Source organism: Pandoraea sp. LA3 (assembly GCF_022696215.1).
Lineage (GTDB): Bacteria > Pseudomonadota > Gammaproteobacteria > Burkholderiales > Burkholderiaceae > Pandoraea > Pandoraea capi.
The window spans coordinates 59,847-76,154 of the sequence record NZ_PTPY01000029.1; the positions used below are offsets into that span (position 1 = coordinate 59,847).

11 protein-coding genes, 1 pseudogene and 1 riboswitch are annotated in these 16,308 nt (G+C 67.2%); of the genes and pseudogenes, 5 read left to right on the forward strand and 7 right to left on the reverse strand.

Translation table 11 applies throughout. The features are described from left to right. Position 1: 1 nt before the first annotated feature. Both C5N93_RS09725 and cbiE read right to left on the reverse strand, forming a co-directional pair. Positions 2–754, reverse strand: a complete 753-nt coding sequence (locus tag C5N93_RS09725) for a cobalt-precorrin-6A reductase (protein ID WP_242559165.1) — start codon at positions 752–754, stop codon at positions 2–4. Beyond that, positions 754–1,992, reverse strand: a complete 1,239-nt coding sequence (gene cbiE, locus C5N93_RS09730; RefSeq protein ID WP_242559166.1) for a precorrin-6y C5,15-methyltransferase (decarboxylating) subunit CbiE — start codon at positions 1,990–1,992, stop codon at positions 754–756. The genes C5N93_RS09725 and cbiE overlap by 1 nt, the downstream gene beginning before the upstream one ends. Positions 1,993–2,265: 273 nt before the next feature. On the opposite strand from cbiE, the gene C5N93_RS09735 reads away from it, so the two are divergent. From C5N93_RS09735 to cobJ, 4 genes are read left to right on the forward strand one after another with little or no spacing between them, the layout of a single operon-like run. Continuing rightward, a complete protein-coding gene (locus C5N93_RS09735) occupies positions 2,266–3,690 on the forward strand; it encodes a precorrin-3B synthase (RefSeq protein WP_242559107.1) in 1,425 nt (474 codons plus the stop codon). Next, complete coding sequence (locus C5N93_RS09740) at positions 3,687–4,313, forward strand: precorrin-8X methylmutase (RefSeq protein ID WP_242559108.1); 627 nt, start codon at positions 3,687–3,689, stop codon at positions 4,311–4,313. Before C5N93_RS09735 ends, C5N93_RS09740 begins: the two co-directional genes overlap by 4 nt. Continuing rightward, the gene (locus tag C5N93_RS09745; protein ID WP_242559167.1) at positions 4,310–5,044 is read left to right on the forward strand and encodes a precorrin-2 C(20)-methyltransferase; all 735 of its coding nucleotides are present in this window, start codon (positions 4,310–4,312) and stop codon (positions 5,042–5,044) included. Before C5N93_RS09740 ends, C5N93_RS09745 begins: the two co-directional genes overlap by 4 nt. Then, positions 5,041–6,798 (forward strand): precorrin-3B C(17)-methyltransferase, encoded by a 1,758-nt coding sequence (cobJ, locus tag C5N93_RS09750; protein ID WP_242559109.1) that lies wholly within the window; start codon positions 5,041–5,043, stop codon positions 6,796–6,798. The genes C5N93_RS09745 and cobJ overlap by 4 nt, the downstream gene beginning before the upstream one ends. A 74-nt stretch (positions 6,799–6,872) precedes the next feature. Here the strand turns inward: cobJ and C5N93_RS09755 are convergent, their stop codons facing one another. The 5 genes from C5N93_RS09755 to cobW form a co-directional block, all read right to left on the reverse strand. Next, the gene (locus tag C5N93_RS09755; protein ID WP_242559110.1) at positions 6,873–7,928 is read right to left on the reverse strand and encodes a HoxN/HupN/NixA family nickel/cobalt transporter; all 1,056 of its coding nucleotides are present in this window, start codon (positions 7,926–7,928) and stop codon (positions 6,873–6,875) included. Positions 7,929–7,973: 45 nt separating this feature from the next. Continuing rightward, positions 7,974–8,525 carry a VWA domain-containing protein gene (locus tag C5N93_RS09760; protein WP_242559168.1) on the reverse strand — a complete coding sequence of 184 codons (552 nt, stop codon included), beginning with the start codon at positions 8,523–8,525 and terminating at the stop codon, positions 7,974–7,976. Positions 8,526–8,680: 155 nt separating this feature from the next. Next, positions 8,681–9,733, reverse strand: a complete 1,053-nt coding sequence (locus tag C5N93_RS09765; RefSeq protein WP_242559111.1) for an ATP-binding protein — start codon at positions 9,731–9,733, stop codon at positions 8,681–8,683. 38 nt (positions 9,734–9,771) lie between these two features. Beyond that, complete coding sequence (gene cobN / locus C5N93_RS09770) at positions 9,772–13,596, reverse strand: cobaltochelatase subunit CobN (protein WP_242559112.1); 3,825 nt, start codon at positions 13,594–13,596, stop codon at positions 9,772–9,774. A gap of 19 nt (positions 13,597–13,615) precedes the next feature. After that, a complete protein-coding gene (cobW, locus tag C5N93_RS09775) occupies positions 13,616–14,722 on the reverse strand; it encodes a cobalamin biosynthesis protein CobW (protein WP_242559113.1) in 1,107 nt (368 codons plus the stop codon). A gap of 179 nt (positions 14,723–14,901) precedes the next feature. Beyond that, positions 14,902–15,187, reverse strand: a riboswitch (cobalamin riboswitch). Between the two features lie 409 nt (positions 15,188–15,596). Between cobW and cobA the strand changes: the two are divergent. Then, positions 15,597–16,304: pseudogene (gene cobA, locus C5N93_RS09780) on the forward strand (uroporphyrinogen-III C-methyltransferase); the annotation flags it as partial. Between the last annotated feature and the right edge of the window lie 4 nt (positions 16,305–16,308).

The following is a 16,308-nucleotide window of genomic DNA, read 5'->3' on the forward strand; positions in this document are numbered from 1 at the left end:
ATCAGGAGGTCGGGTTGTGTTGGATAGGCGCCCCGGCTCGCCACGCATCGAGTGCGGCCAGCAAGGCGTCTCCCGTCTCGAACGTGCGATCCGCCTCGACGACCGGGGGCCGCGCCAGCATCACCACGGGCAGGCCGCGTTCACGCGCCACGTCGAGCTTCGCCTCGGTCGCCGCGCCGCCGCTGTTCTTGCTGACGACCACGTCGATGTCATGCTGCGCGAACAAGGCGCGCTCGCTCTCGTGTGTGAAAGGCCCCCGTGCGCCGATCACGAGGGCTTGTGCGTTGCCCGGATGATCGTCGAGACAGCGCACGACCCAGCGCTGATGCGCGGGGATCGTGTTCAGATGGTTGAGTGGCTCGCGTCCCGAGGTGAATAGCGGCCGCGAGAAAGCAGCGAGGGCATCGCACATGGCGGGCCAGTCGTGCACGACACGCCAGTCGTCGCCCGGCCGGGGTTGCCATGGCGCACGGCGTAGCGCCCACACCGGCACCTCGCAACGTTGCCCGGCGGTGCGCGCGTTGGCGCTGATCTGCGCGGCGTAGGGATGCGTGGCGTCGATCAGCAGGTCGATGCCTTCGGTAACAAGATAGTTCGCGAGCCCTTCGCTACCGCCGAAACCGCCGACACGGACCTTGCACGGCAAGTCGTCAGGTACGCGGCCAAGTCCGGCCAGACTGTAGACGTCGTGCGACGCGAGTTGGCGCGCGAGCTTGCGGGCGTCGCCGGTGCCACCGAGCAGCAGAACGCGCATCACGACAGCGTCCCGTCAGATGCAGCGCCGGAATCGTCGGACGGCTTGATCGCTTCGAGCAGTGTGATCGGCAGCGCCGCCCGCCAGGTGTCGAACCCGCCGAGCGGCCGGGCTTCGCTGATCGCCAGACGCGTCAACGTGCCGCCATGACGCTCGCGCCAGTCGACCAGCGCCGCCTCGCTTTGCAGCGTCACGGCGTTGGCGACGAGGCGGCCGCCCGGGCGCAGTCGCGACCAGCACAGGTCGAGCACCCCCGGCACCGTCACGCCGCCGCCGATGAAGATCGCGTCCGGCGCGGCAAGTCCCTGCAAGGCCTCGGGCGCACGTCCCGCCACCAGCTCCAGCCCGGGCACGCCCAGCGCCTCCCGGTTGTGCGTGATGAATGCCTGACGCTCGGACGACGCTTCGATGGCGATGGCGCGACATGCCGGATGCGCGCGCATCCATTCGATGCCGATGGAACCGGAGCCTGCGCCGACGTCCCACAACAGTGCGCCCGGATACGGCGCCAGCCGCGCCAGTGTGATCGCGCGCACGTCGCGCTTGGTCAACTGGCCGTCGTTCAGGAAAGCGTCGTCGGGCAGACCAGTCGCCGACGGCAGGGAACGGCCCGTGTCGGCGCGACACGTGAGCGCCATGAGATTGAGCGCCTCGACTTGCCGGTCGCCCCAGTCGGCGGCAACGGCATCGATGCGCTGCTCGCGCGGCCCGCCCAGCGATTCGAATACGCTCATGTGCGTCGGGCCGAAACCGCTGGCGCACAGCATGGCGGCGACATCGGCAGGCGATGCGCCGTCGCGGCTCAGCACCAGCAGCCTCGCGCCATCTCGCAGGTGCGCGTTCAGTGTGGCGAGCGGCCGCCCGACGAGCGAGACCGTCGGCACATCCTGCAACGCCCATCCGAGCCGGGCGGCGGCCAGCGACAGCGACGACGGCGCGCCGATCACATGCATCTCGCTCGACGGAAGACGCCGGGCCAGCGTCGCGCCCACGCCGAAGAGCATTGGATCGCCGCTGGCAAGCACGCAAACGCGGCGGCCGCGCCATGCCAGCAGCGGCTCGACGTCGAACGGCCTGGGCCACGGTTCACGTCGCGCGCGCAGGCGTGGGGGAAGCATCGACAGATGGCGCGCGGCCCCGGTCACGATCTCGGCGTCGAGCAGTGCGCGACGGGCGTTGCGGCCCAGACCGGCAAACCCGTCCTCCCCTATGCCGATCACCGTCAGCCAGGGCGTCATCGCATCGCCGGTCGTCATTCTCGATCCTCTCTCCATCCCTCGTTCACGGCCCGTAAAATCGGGGCCGGAAACCGCAAAGCAGGCATAATACCGCTTTGCTGAAGCCCCCCGGGGCCCTAGAGGACACGACGGCGTCACGACGGCAATACGACAGCCGCCGTAACCGCTCGCACAGACGGCCGTGCCACGGTCGCGCCTGCCATTCATCGAACCTTGGATCACGTCTCATTTCCCTCTCTCCGGCCTTCGGCCTGCCCGGCGCTCGGACGCATCGTGGCCAGCCGCGACGGCGGACTATGCCGGGTCAAACTGCCCGGCGGGAAACTGAGCGCCACACAGGCCATCGCGATTGCCGAAGCCGCCCGGACGTTCGCCACCGGTGTGATCGAGCTGACGAACCGTGCGAATCTTCAACTGCGCGGTGTGCAGGCAGGCGCCGAAGCCGCGCTGCATCGACGGCTGATCGACGCCGGACTCGGGCCACGTGTCCAGCGCTGCGCCGTTGCAGGAGACGATAGCGGCGAACTGACCGGCGACGAAGATTTGGCCCGGCAAACCGCCGTTGCGGACGACGTGCGCAACCTGATGCTCAGCGCCACCGCCGGCTGCGACGCAGGCGCGCTGTACGACACCACGCTACTCGCCGATACGATCCTCCTCCGGCTGGAAAACGAACCGCGCTTCGCGGCGCTGTCGCCGAAATTCTCCGTGCTGCTCGACGGCGGCGAACACCTTGCCGCGCTCGATCATCCGCATGACATCTGGCTGTCGCCGATGGCGGCCACCGTTGCCAGCGAACCGATGTTCGCACTCGGTTTCGCTGGCTATCCGCTCACCACGCCCACCACGGCCACCACGCCCGGCAGCGCCATCGCGGCGGTTCGGGCGAGCGACGTTCCCGCACTGGTGCACGCGTTGCTGCACACGTTCATCGATCTGGCCGACGACGACCACAAACGGATGCGCGACCTGTTGCGGGTGCACCGCGCGGACGACGTCGCCCATCGCGCCGCAGCCCGCGCCGGTGTCACGTTGCATCGCGACGCAGCGGTGAGCGACTGGCACCGCGTGCCTGCGGATCCGCTGCGCCGGTTCGGCGCATGGCCCCAGCGTGATGCCGATGCAAGCCTGTGGCACGTCGGCGCGCAGGCGCCGCTCGGACGCCTCGACGCCGCGACCTTGCACGCCATCGCGATGCTGTCGCGCTCGCATGCGCAAGACAGTTTCCGCGTCACGCCGTGGCAGGGTCTGCTGATCACTGACGTCGCCGAGCGTGATGTGGCGCAGGTCGAGCGAGCCCTCGACGGTCTCGGCATGATTCGCCACGCACACACGCCACTGGGTCGCATGATCGCCTGCGCAGGATCGGCGGGATGCGCCAAGGCGCTCTCCGACACGAAGGCCGACGCGCGTGCACTGGCCGAACGTCTGCAAACCGGTGTCGAAGTTCACGTCAGCGGCTGTGTCCGCTCGTGCGCGTCGGCACATCGCGCGCCGTGGACCTTGCTCGCTGTCGGCCCGGGACAGTACGACCTGTACCGCGACGCGGCGTCAGACGTAGCCCCCGTCGACCACATCGACACCCCCGGCACTCGCCGGGACGACGCCGCCCGCTTCGGCGCGCGCGTCGCCACTCACCTGACGCTCGAAGCGATTGCGCTTCGACTCAACTCGCAAGACCGGATTGCCCAGCCATGATTGATTACGTCCGCGACGGACAGGCCATCTACCGCGAATCGTTCGCCACGATCCGCGCCGAAGCCGACCTCTCGCGCATCCCTGCCGACCTCGAAAAGCTCGCCGTTCGCGTCATCCACGCGTGCGGCATGGTCGATATCGTCGATGCCCTGCAATTCTCGGACGGCGCAGGCACGGCCGGACGCCACGCCCTGCGCGCCGGTGCTCCGATCCTGTGCGACGCCAACATGGTCGCGCACGGCGTGACCCGCGCCCGCCTGCCTGCCGCGAACGATGTCGTGTGCACGCTCGCCGATCCCGCCGTGCCGGAACTTGCCCGCACGATGGGCAACACGCGCTCGGCAGCGGCGCTGGAACTGTGGCGACCGAGACTTGAGGGCAGCGTCGTCGCCATCGGCAACGCGCCGACCGCCCTGTTTCATCTGCTCGACATGCTCGACCAGGGCGCGCCGCGTCCGGCGCTGATCCTCGGCTTTCCGGTCGGCTTCGTCGGCGCCGCCGAGTCCAAAGCCATGCTCGCGGCCGACAGTCGAGGCGTGCCGTACGTCATCGTTTCGGGCCGCCGAGGCGGCAGCGCCATGGCGGCCGCCGCCATCAACGCTCTGGCAACGGAGATCGAATAATGACAACCTCCGGCAAACTCTTCGGCATCGGTGTCGGCCCCGGCGACCCCGAGTTGCTCACGCTCAAAGGCTTGCGTCTGCTGCAAGCCGCCCCGGTCGTCGCGTACTTCGTGGCGAAGGGCAAGAAAGGTAACGCCTTCGGCATCATCGAAGGCCATTTGCTCGACTCGCAGACGCGCATGCCGCTCGTCTATCCGGTCACGACCGAAGCCCTCGAACCGCCGCTGTCGTACGAGACGATCATCGCGGACTTCTACGACACGGCCGCCGCACTGATCGGCGAGCATCTCGAAGCGGGACGCGACGTCGCCGTGGTCTGTGAAGGCGATCCGTTCTTCTACGGCTCCTACATGTATCTGCACGACCGGCTGGCCGGACGGTTCGACGTCGACGTGGTCCCGGGCGTGTGCTCGATGCTGGGCGGTGCCGCCGTGCTGGGCACGCCGCTCGTCTATCGCAATCAGAGCCTGTCGGTGCTCTCGGGCGTAATGCCCGAAGCGGAGCTGCGTCGCAAACTTGCTGACACGGACGCGGCCGTCATCATGAAGCTCGGGCGCAATTTCGATAAGGTGCGGCGCGTGCTCGACGATCTCGGACTCGCCAGCCGTGCGCTCTACGTCGAGCGGGCGACGATGGCGAACCAGCGCATCGTGCCGCTGGCGGACGTCGACCCGAGCGCCTCGCCGTACTTCTCGCTGCTCGTCGTGCCGGGGCAGAAATGGCAGGGATGAACCTCTCAACCATGGGGCAGGCCATCGCGCCGGCACCGGCCATCGTCGTGCTCGGACGCAGCGCGCTCGACACCGCGCGACGTCTTCAGGCGAGCCTGCCGGGCGCGACCCTGCACGGTCTCGAAGCCCGCGTCGGGCACGACGCGGACGTGAGTTTCACGCAACTCGGCGAACATCTTCAGGCGCTGTATGCCGACGGCACGCCGATCGTCGCCCTGTGCGCGGCCGGTATCGTCATCCGTTGTGTCGCCCCGATGTTGAGCAACAAGGGAACGGAGCCGCCGGTGCTGGCCGTCGCCGAAGACGGCAGCGCCGTGGTGCCGCTGCTCGGCGGCCTGGCGGGTGCCAACGTTTTGGCGCGTCACCTCGCGCAAACGCTGGGGATCGCCCCGGCCATCACGACCAGCGGCGAACTGCGTTTCGGCACCTGTCTGCTGAATCCGCCGGAAGGCTACGTGCTCGCGGATCTTGAGCAGAGCAAGCATTTCGTCTCGGATCTGCTCGCCGGGGAAACGGTGCGCATCGAAGGCGATGCCCCGTGGCTCGACGACGCCGACCTCCCGAAAGCCGACGGCGCGGCGCGGACGATTCGCATCACGCCGTTCGTCGATGACGCCCATGGCACCTCACATCGCGACGCACTGGTGATTCATCCGCGCAGCCTGCTCGCCGTCGTCGCTCAGCCGCAAGGTGTCAACGCGCAACAGATTCGCGCGATGCTCTCGGCGCAGGCGCTCTCGCCACAGGCATTGGCGGCTGTGCTTGCACCCATCTCGTCGATGGGCGACGCCGCCGTGCAAACCATTGCCGACGAACTCGCGGTGCCGCTGCGCTTTGCCAACTTCGACGATTCTGAAGCCTCGACCGCCATCGATTGGCTGGTGACGACGCTTGGCCCGGACGTCGATTTTCATCACGACGCCGCCGGCATCGTACTCGCCCGGGCACGGGCGCCGATCGATTCCGCGCGGATCGGTCAGGCACGCGGCACGCTGACCGTCATCGGGCTCGGCCCCGGCGACGTCGGCCTGCGTGTGCCCGATGCCACTGCAGCGCTGGCGGCGGCGACCGACATTCTCGGCTATGCCACGTACGTCGCCATGGCCGGCCCGTTCCGCGACGACCAGCAAGTGCACGCGACCGACAACCGCGAGGAGTTGATGCGTGCGCGCCACGCGTTCGAGCTCGCGAGCGCGGGCCGGCATGTCGTGGTGGTGTCGTCGGGCGATCCGGGCGTGTTCGCGATGGCGAGTGCCGTGCTCGAAGCGCTGGACGTGAGTGAGCATGCGCACTGGAAGACCGTCGACCTGCGCATCGTCCCGGGCATCTCGGCGGCGATGGCAACGGCAGCACTCGCAGGCGCACCGCTCGGTCACGACTTCTGCGTGCTGTCGCTATCGGACAATCTGAAGCCGTGGCAGGTGATTCGCGAGCGCCTGCAACACGCGGCACAAGCCGATCTCGTCATGGCGTTCTACAACCCGATCTCGCGGGCGCGTCCGTGGCAACTGGGCGAAGCGCTGGACATCGTGCGCGAATGGCGCACGCCGGACACGCGCGTAGTGCTCGGGCGCGACGTCGGCCGCCCCGGCGCCACGCTCGTCAACACCACGCTTGGCGAGTTGCGTGCGGAGCAGGTCGACATGCGCACGATGGTCATCGTCGGCTCGTCGACCACGCGAGGCATCGATGGCGGCCCGAACGGGGAGTGGATCTACACGCCCCGCTGGTACGGCGAGCCGCCGAAGCGCTGAGGGTTGACAAAACTCAGCGGCGCGACGAAATAGAAGAAGACGTTACGCCGCCGGGCTGCCAGGCGGCTAAGCGATTACGCCACCTCGGCCGGCCCGAGCTTGTCGTATCCCTTGATCCGGTAGACGACGAAAGACAGCAGCCACGACAGGATGAACACGCCGATGATGGCGAAGCCGAGGTTGTTGAAGTTCTCGTTCAACTCGGCGATCACATCCCAGAACCCGCCCGTCAGTTCGTACTTGTTCTGGAACATGCCGAGCGTCTCGATCCCGCCGATGAGCACGGCGACGAGCACCGACACGAGCGTGATCGTCAGGTTGTAATACAGCTTGCGAATCGGACGAACGAAGGCCCACTCGTAGGCGCCGAGCATCAGAATGCCGTCCGTCGTGTCGACGAGCGTCATGCCGGCGGCAAACAGCGCCGGGAACACCAGCACCGTGCCCAGCGACACGCCATGCGCCGCCTGACTGGCCGACAGCGCCAGCAGACTCACTTCCGTGGCCGTATCGAACCCGAGGCCGAACAGGAACCCCAGCGGCAGCATCCACGCCGGATGCGACACGAGCCGGAACATCGGACGGAACAGGCGCGCCACGAAGCCACGATTGTTCAGCAGGATGTCGAGATCGTCGTTGTCATAGGGCAGGCCGCGACGCACCTTGTCGAACGCACGCCACACCCCGCGCAGGATGAAGATATTCATCGCAGCGATCAGGAACAGAAACGTCGCCGAGATACTGGTGGAGATGATGCCGCCGACACCCCGCCATTCCTCGACACGGTTTTGCAGCGCCACCGCTGCAAGCGCCACGCCGGCCGCCACGATCAGCACCACGGCTGAGTGCCCGAGCGCGAAGAAGAAGCCGACCGAGACGGGGCGCTGCCCGTCCTGCATCAGCTTGCGCGTGACGTTGTCGATGGCGGCGATGTGATCGGCATCCACCGCATGACGCAGGCCGAAGCCCCATGCCAGCACGCCGGTACTCAGCAGCAGCGGGTCGCCACGGAACGCGACGAACGCCCAGACCCACGCGCCGATATTGAACGCCGCGAGCAAGGCATACATGCCGCCGACGCGAGTGCGCAAGCGTCCCGCCGGGGGCAGGGAGGTAAGAGACATGGACATACGGTCGATCCTTAAATCAAGTGAGTCCGTGCAACTGGAAAATCCTTAAATACGCGGTGCAATCTCATCCAGACGAACGCATTCGGCCGCCCACGCGCGGGCGAGACGTTCGCAACCACCCAGCGCGATATGTGCCACATGTCCGATACGCGCCTGCTCGCAATCGACCACGACAACGCGGTCGACGCCCAGGGGCTTCGACGGCATGTCGCGGGTGCGTCCGTCCGTCAGCAACCACAACACCCGCACCTGCGATGCCTGCGGCCCCTCGGCACGTTTTGCCCGCGCGAACAGTCGGGCTGCTGCGGCGACACCGGCCGCCAGCGGCGTACCGCCACCGCCGCCGATGGGCTCGATCCAACGTTCGTTCCACCATCGCGGCACGGCGGGACCGAACAGCACCTCCGCGCGATCGCCGCCGAAGCGAATCAGCGCGACTTCGGATCGCTCCCGCGCCAGGCGGTCGAAGCTATCGAGCAACCAGCCTTTCGCCTGCGCGAGACTGCCGAGCATCGATGCGGAAGCGTCGAGCACGAAGCAGTGCAATTCGCCGCCGGGGGTTTCGTCCCCCGCGTAACGCAGATGCGTTCTGTCCAGCGGCTGCGGGCCTTTGCGCAATAGCGTCGCGCTCCAGACGATGCGTCGTCCCGGCACGGACGTGTCGCTACGACGTTTCGCGCGTCTTGCCTGCCCTGCACCGTGTAACCACCGGGAACCGCCGGACGAGCCGACGGCGGCACGCTCCCGATGGTTCAGCGTTTTTTTGACGACAGCGGGACCACGCCCTTCACACGAGTCGTTCCGGTTGGCTCGGGTGGTAGATAGCCCCAATCGGGCGCAACGTCGCCGGTTCCACTGCTCTGCGGCGCGTCCCCTGCGTCAGCCCCACGGGCCTCTTGTGCGGTGCCGCCGGCGTCCTGATACGGACGGCCGGACGACGTGCCTTGCGCGGGAGCATGACGACGATGCCCCAGCACCGACTCCGCCACGCGCTCGACATGCGCGCGCGTGGCCGCCGGCGAACCTTCCAGCGCAGCCAGTGCCCGTGCGGCGCGCAGCATGATGAGGTCGGCGCGCATGCCGTCGACCTGCGCTTCGATACACCGGGCGCTCACGGCATCGTGCACGTCGTCGTCGATGCCGACATCGGCCAGCGCCGCGCGCGCGTCGAGAATGCGCTGACGAAGCTCGGCCTGCGCCGGCGCGTATCGCTCGTGAAACGCCGCCGGATCGAGATCGAACGCCAGTCGCGTCTTCACGATTTGCTGACGCACCTGCGGATCGAAACAGTTCTCCAGCACGACCGTCAGGCCGAAGCGGTCCAGCAACTGGGGCCGCAGTTCGCCCTCCTCCGGATTCATCGTACCGACGAGCATGAAGCGCGCTGCGTGCCGGTGCGATACCCCGTCGCGCTCCACGACGTTGATGCCGCTCGCGGCAACGTCCAGCACCACGTCGACGAGCGCATCGGCCAGCAGGTTCACTTCGTCGACATACAACACGCCGTGATGCGCGCGCGCCAGCAGGCCCGGCGAGAACTTCACGCCGCCGCCGCGCAGCGCTTCGTCGATATCCAGCGCGCCGATCAGGCGCTCCTCGCTCGCGCCCAGCGGCAGCGTCACGAAAGGACAGTCGGGCAGCAGATCGGCCAGCGAGCGGGCCGCCGTCGATTTCGCGGTGCCGCGCGGGCCGGTGATCAGCACGCCGCCAATCGACGGATCGACGGCGATCAGCAACAAGGCGTCGCGCAGCGGCGCCTGACCGACGAGCGCAGTCAGGGGAAATGAAGGAAAAGGCGGCGGCATTGGCGACGTCTCAGACGCGCTCGGTTCGTTGGGCGATGTCACGACACGCTCCGTTCGATTTCCTGCCCGACGGCCAGGAGATGATTTTCGATTTGCTCACGGTAGGCCCCGGGCGATTGCCACAGGCCCCGGCCGATGGCTTCGAGCAGACGCTCGCACACGCCGCGCAGTGCCTGCGGGTTGTGGCGCTGCATGAACTCGCGCGTGTGCGCATCGTTCAGGCAGGCGTCGGTCACGAGTCCGTATTGATGGTCCGACACCACGCGCGCCGTGGCGTCGTAACCGAACAGGTAATCGACCGTGGCGGCAATCTCCGCCGCGCCCTTGTAACCGTGACGCTTCACCCCGTCGAGCCATTTCGGATTGACGACACGCGCACGGATCACGCGGGCGATCTCTTCGGTGAGCGGGCGCACGCGCGGCGCATCCGGGCGGCTGTGGTCGGCGTGGTACACCTCGGGCTGCTGCCCCGAGAAGTGGCGCACGGCCGCCGTCATGCCGCCCTGAAACTGGTAGTAGTCGTTCGAGTCGAGCACGTCGTGCTCGCGATTGTCCTGATTCTGTAAAACGACATCGATGCTCGCCAGACGCGTCGCAAACACGCCATGCGCCTGCTCACCGGCACTCGCCTGCGCATACGCATAGCCGCCGGACTCACGATAGGCTTGCGCGAGATCCTCGTCCGTCTGCCACAGGCCGTTGTCGATCATCTCCTGCAAGCCCGCGCCGTAAGTGCCGGGGCGCGAACTGAAGACGCGCCAGCCCGCACGCTTGCGTGCCTCGTCGGCGTCGAGTCCGCGCGCCATCCAGGCGTCGCGCTCGCGCAGCACACGCGCGCGGATCGGGTTGATGTCCTCCGGCTCGTCGAGCGCCGCCACGGCCTGCACGGCAGCGTCGAACAGATGCATGACGTTCGGGAACGCGTCGCGGAAGAAGCCGGACACCCGCAGCGTGACGTCGATGCGCGGACGCTCCATGCCACCCGGCGGCAGAATTTCGAAGTCCGTCACCCGGTGACTGCCCGCAGCCCACTTCGGACGCACGCCCAGCAGCGCAAACGCCTGCGCGATATCGTCGCCGCCGGTGCGCATCGTGGCCGTGCCCCACACCGACAGGCCGATGGCACGCGGGTAATCGCCGTGATCCTGCAAATGACGCTCGATCAACTGGCGCGCCGATTTCACGCCGAGCGCCCATGCCGTCTGCGTGGGAATCGCGCGCGTGTCGACGGAGTAGAAGTTGCGCCCCGTGGGCAGCACGTCCGGGCGTCCGCGCGACGGTGCGCCGCTCGGTCCCGGCGGCACGAAGCGCCCTTCGAGACCGCGCCGCAGATGCCTTAGCTCCTCGCTGCCACAGGCATCGAGCGACGGCAGCACTTCGTCCCGCGCTCGCGCCAGCACTTCGCGCGTCGCGCTCAGAGGCTGTGTATTGCCTTCGAGCGACGCGGCAGGCGCTGCATCCTGACCGGTCAACGTCTCCAGCAAGTTCGTCGCCAGCAACTCCAACCGCTCTCGCGTATCGCCCTGATGACGCCACGGTGCATCGCTCACCTGCGCGAGCAACGCCGGGTGCGGTCCATCCCACGGCGCCGACCAATCGGCCTTGAGCGGATCGAACCGATCGTCGATCTGCAAGTCTTTCGCCAGCGCATCGATGAGGCTGGCGTCGCGGCCCTGCCCGCCACGCACGGGGAAACGCATCAGCGCGAGCAACGTGTCGCGACGCTCGCGCCCCGCCGGCGAGCGACCGAAGATGTGCAGACCGTCGCGAATCTGCGTCTCCTTCAACTCGCACAGCCAGGTGTCCACGCGGGTAAGCAGTTCGTCTTCCGCGTCCGTATCGTTCGGGGCGTCGAGGCTCAGTTCCTCGTGCAGCCGATGACGAACGATGGTCTCGAGGATCGTGCTGCGCAGCAGTCTGGCGCGGCGCGCATCGACCATCAGCGCTTCGTAATACTCGTCGACCTGACGCTCCAGATCCTGAAGCGGGCCATACGACTCCGCGCGCGTGAGCGGCGGCATCAGATGATCGATGATCACGGCCTGCGCGCGACGCTTCGCCTGACTGCCCTCGCCCGGATCGTTCACGATGAACGGGTAGAGATGGGGCAGCGGGCCGAGCGTCAGGTCGGGCCAGCAACTATCGGACAGCGCCACGCTCTTGCCGGGCAGCCATTCGAGACTGCCGTGTTTGCCCACGTGCACGACGGCATCGACGTCGACCGTATGGCGCAGCCAGAAGTAAAACGCGAGGTAGGCGTGCGGCGGGACGAGTTCGGCGTCGTGATAGCTGGCGTAATCGCCGTCGATGCGAGAGCGCGACGGCTGGATGCCCACGAACACATTGCCGCATCGCCAGCCGGCGATCATGAAGCGTCCCTGCCGGACGGTAGGGTCCTGATCTGCCGGCCCCCAGCGTTCGTTCAGCGCGTCGCGCACGTCTGCCGGTAACTGCGCGAACGCCGCGAGATAGTCGTCGAGCGCGTAGCTCTGGAAGGCCGGGCGCAACGCACGCGTCTCGGGATCGTTCGTGACGCCGCGCGTCAAGCGTGCCATCAGCGCCTCGCCGTCGTCGGGCAGTTCATCGACGCGGTAGCCTTCGTCGCGCAGCAAGGTCAATATCTCGACGACCGACGCCGGGGTATCGAGTCCGACACCGTTGCCGATGCGTCCCTCGCTCGCCGGGTAGTTCGCCAGCACCAGCGCAAGACGCTTCTGCGCGTTGGGCTTCGTGCGCAGCAGGCACCAGCGGCGACTGAGTTCGGCCACGAATGCGACACGTTCCTTGTCCGGCTGGTAACGCACGACATCGACTTCAGTGCGCGGGCAGCGATAGTCGAGGCCCTTGAAGCTGATCGCCCGGGTGATGATGCGGCCGTCGACTTCCGGCAGCGCGACGTGCATTGCGATATCGCGGGAGTTGAGGCCCTGATTGTCCTTGACCCAATCGTCGCGATTACCGCCGCTGAGAATCACCTGCAACACCGGCGCGTCGCTGCCGAAGACCTGCGACTGGCGCGGATCTTCCGGCGTTGAGGTGGAGAAGGCCGTGGTGTTGAGGACCAGCGAGACGTCGTAGGTGTCGCAGAGTTGCTGCACGACGTCGCGGCTGAGGGCGTCCTTGAGCGACGTAATCGCGATCGGCAGCGGATTCAGACCGCGCGCGCTCAGTGCATCGATCAGGGCGTCGAACACGCCGGTATTCGCCGCCTGCAAGTGCGCGCGGTAGAACAGGATGGCGACGACGGGCGCCCCGGCATGCCAGCAGGCCTGCCAGTCGTCCATCGTGGCGACTCCGGTCGGCGATCGCGGATTCGGGTGGTACAGCGTGGCATTGGGCACCGCGACCGGCAGCGGCGGTTCGTCGCCCCAGCCGAGCGCGTGCCACGCGATGGCACGCAGGAACGCCTCGGCGTTGACCGGTCCGCCCTGACGCAGATAGCGCCACAGGCGCGTGCAGAACTCGGGGCTTGCCGTGCTCAGCGCCGTCAGGTTCGGATCTTCCTGCAAGTCGCCGGAGAACATCACCAGCATCTGACCGCGACGCTGTGCCAGTTCCACGATCCGCTCGATGCCATACGGCCAGTAAGCTTCGCCCCCCAGATGATCGACCACCACGACGCGCGCATGCTGCAAGACATCGTCGACATAGAAGTCGACCGACGCCGGTTGCCGCAGATACGTGACGTTGGCAAGCCGCAGGCTCGGGAAATCGTCGCCGAGCCGCTCGACCACGCTCGCGAGCAACGACAGCGTGGTGTCGGCCGAGCTGAGCACCACGATGTCGGCGGGCTGCTGATCGATGCGGATCACGCCGGCGGCGTCATCGACAAAGCCGCCGGGGACTGTCCGTAACAGATGCATGCGACGCGTCTTCCCCGGCTCAGGCCGCTGCGGTGGACGTGGACGACGTGGCGCTTGCGCCCAGTGCCGCGTCGAATTCGCGCTGGAGCGTTTCGGCGTCGAGGTCTTCGCCGATCAGCACGAAGCGGCTGCCGCGTGTTTCGCCATCGCGCCAGTGACGGTCGAAATAGCTGTCGAAACGCTTGCCGACGCCCTGAATCACGAGACGCATCGGTGCGCCCGGCAACGCCGCAAACCCCTTGGCGCGGTAGATCGTGTGGTTCTGCACCAACTGGCTCAACGCGGCGATGACCGAGTCGCGCGACGCCGGTGCCGTGAGCGATGCCGACACCATGACCGAGTCGAACTCGTCGTGATGGTGGTCCGCATCGTCCGCCGAACCGTGATGGTCGTGACGCTGATCGATGGTTTCCTCGGAGGCCGAGTTCAGCCCGAGCAGCACGCTCAGATCGAGGTTGCCGTTGCTCGCCGGCACGATCTTCACGTGCGCAGGCAGCTCTTCCCGAATCAGGGCCGACACGCTGGCTTGCGCCGCGTCGTCGAGCAGATCGGTCTTGTTGAGAATGACCAGATCCGCCGCGCTCAACTGGTCTTCGAACAGTTCGTGCAGCGGCGATTCGTGGTCGAGATTCGGATCGGCCTTGCGCTGTTCGTCGACCGCCACCGGGTCTTCGGCGAACTGGCCGCTGGCGGCGGCAGGACCGTCGACCACGGTAATCACAGCGTCGACGGTGAAGCTGTTGCGGATCGACGGCCAGTTGAACGCCTGCACCAGCGGCTTGGGCAGCGCGAGGCCGGACGTCTCGATAAGCACATGGTCGATCTGGTCGCGACGCTCCACCAGCGCTTCCATCACAGGGAAGAACTCCTCCTGGACGGTGCAGCACAGGCAGCCGTTGGCCAGCTCGTACAGTTGGCCCTCGGTCTCCTGACCGTTGTCGTCGCAGCCGATGCCGCAACCCTTGAGGATTTCGCCGTCGATGCCCAGTTCGCCGAATTCATTGACGATGACCGCGACGCGCAGGCCGTTGTTGTTGGACAGGATGTGACGCAGCAGCGTGGTTTTACCGCTGCCGAGAAAGCCCGTAATCACGGTCACGGGGATCTTGCGCATGGAAGTCGACATGGAATAAGGCAAAGCGTGGTGACACGCCTCTTCCGGCCCGGTCGTCGGTGCGTCGGTATTGCCGGCATGGCATTCGACCTGTCCGGCAGGACACGGCCGCGCCGCCGGTGACGGCTGCATCGGGAAAGCGGAGGAAACGTGGCGAAACTGAAGGTTTGACTGCACACCGCCTACCCGCAGTGCCAATCGTCTTCTCCGGCCGGTATCCGGGCTGACGAAATGGCCGCTTCACCTTCCCACGCCGCCCGTGAGGGCATTGGCGCAGTGGTCTCGCCCCGCGAAACACGTGCGGGGTTGAAGTCGGCCTGGCGCCGCATGACTGCGGCACCTTCGTTTCACCGTTGCGGGGGCAGCACAGGCTGGGGCGTCGCGTCGAACCCATGAGGGGGCGCGCCGCCCGTCTGTTTCCCGTTTAACTGCGCACGCCTGAACGTGTGCGCGAGCACCAGATTAGCCGCGAGTGTAGGTGCCGGATACCGCTCCGTCAAGGCGAGACGACGGCCCCAAGCCGCCCTCAAGCCGCCCTCAAGCTGCCCTCCGGCTGTCCACAATCGGAACGCCGGCGGGGCAGACGGGCGCGAAGCGAGCCGCACAGGGCCTGTGGTATCCTCGCCACCAAATTTTCGGTCCCCCTGCTCCCTCGATGAGGGGCATGAAGGGCGTTACCGCGCATTCGTTCTGCGCACCGCAGCCGACCGCTCATGCCCTCCCCCGTCGTCCCGCTTATGAGTCATCGTCCTGCCCCGGTCCCGGTGGCCCGTCTGCGTCCTGCATCGCGTTCCATGTCGGGTGCCGTTTTCGTCTCGTGCGGCCCGATGCACGACCTGCTCGACCTGCACGTCTCCCACCACGATTACGCCGAACGAGGCCCGCAATGAGTCGTGCGTGGCTGATCGGCGCCGGACCGGGCGACCCCGAACTCATCACCGTTAAGGCCATGCGAGCGCTTGGCCGGGCGGATGTCGTGCTGGTCGACGATCTCGTGAATCCCGGCATTCTGGCGATGGCCGCGCCGCACGCGCAGATCGTCTACGTCGGCAAACGCGGCGGGCATGCGTCCACGCCGCAGCGCGAGATCATCGCGCTGATGCTCTCGCACCTTCGCGCAGGCCGAAGCGTGGCGCGCCTGAAAGGCGGCGACCCCTTCGTGTTCGGACGCGGCGGCGAGGAACTGCAAGCGTTGCAGGCGGCGGGAGTGCCCGTCGAGATCCTGGGCGGGATAACCGCCGGCATTGCGGCACCGACGACGCTCGGCATCCCCGTCACTCATCGGGGGTTGGCACAGGGCGTGATTTTCGTGACGGGACACAGCGCAGGCGACGACGAGCCGGACTGGCAAGCACTCGCGGCCACGGGCCTGACGCTCGTGATCTACATGGGCATTCGCCGTCTGCAAGACATCACGGATCAGTTGCAACAAGCGGGCATGTCGCCGGACACCCCGTGCGCGGCCATCGAGTCGGCAACGCTCCCGGCGCAACGTCACGTTATTGCCACGCTGCACACCTTGTCTGCCGAGGTCCGTGCGGCGACCATCGGTTCACCGTCGATCATCGTGATCGGCGACGTGGTGTCGCTCGCGCAGC

Coding starts and splice junctions, on each gene's coding strand:
- C5N93_RS09755 (WP_242559110.1), bottom strand. CDS start 7,928: ATGTCCATGTCTCTTACCTCCCTGCCCCCGGCGGGACGCTTGCGCACT.
- cobJ (WP_242559109.1), top strand. CDS start 5,041: ATGAACCTCTCAACCATGGGGCAGGCCATCGCGCCGGCACCGGCCATC.
- cobW (WP_242559113.1), bottom strand. CDS start 14,722: ATGTCGACTTCCATGCGCAAGATCCCCGTGACCGTGATTACGGGCTTT.
- cobN (WP_242559112.1), bottom strand. CDS start 13,596: ATGCATCTGTTACGGACAGTCCCCGGCGGCTTTGTCGATGACGCCGCC.
- cbiE (WP_242559166.1), bottom strand. CDS start 1,992: ATGACGCCCTGGCTGACGGTGATCGGCATAGGGGAGGACGGGTTTGCC.
- C5N93_RS09725 (WP_242559165.1), bottom strand. CDS start 754: ATGCGCGTTCTGCTGCTCGGTGGCACCGGCGACGCCCGCAAGCTCGCG.
- C5N93_RS09765 (WP_242559111.1), bottom strand. CDS start 9,733: ATGCCGCCGCCTTTTCCTTCATTTCCCCTGACTGCGCTCGTCGGTCAG.
- C5N93_RS09740 (WP_242559108.1), top strand. CDS start 3,687: ATGATTGATTACGTCCGCGACGGACAGGCCATCTACCGCGAATCGTTC.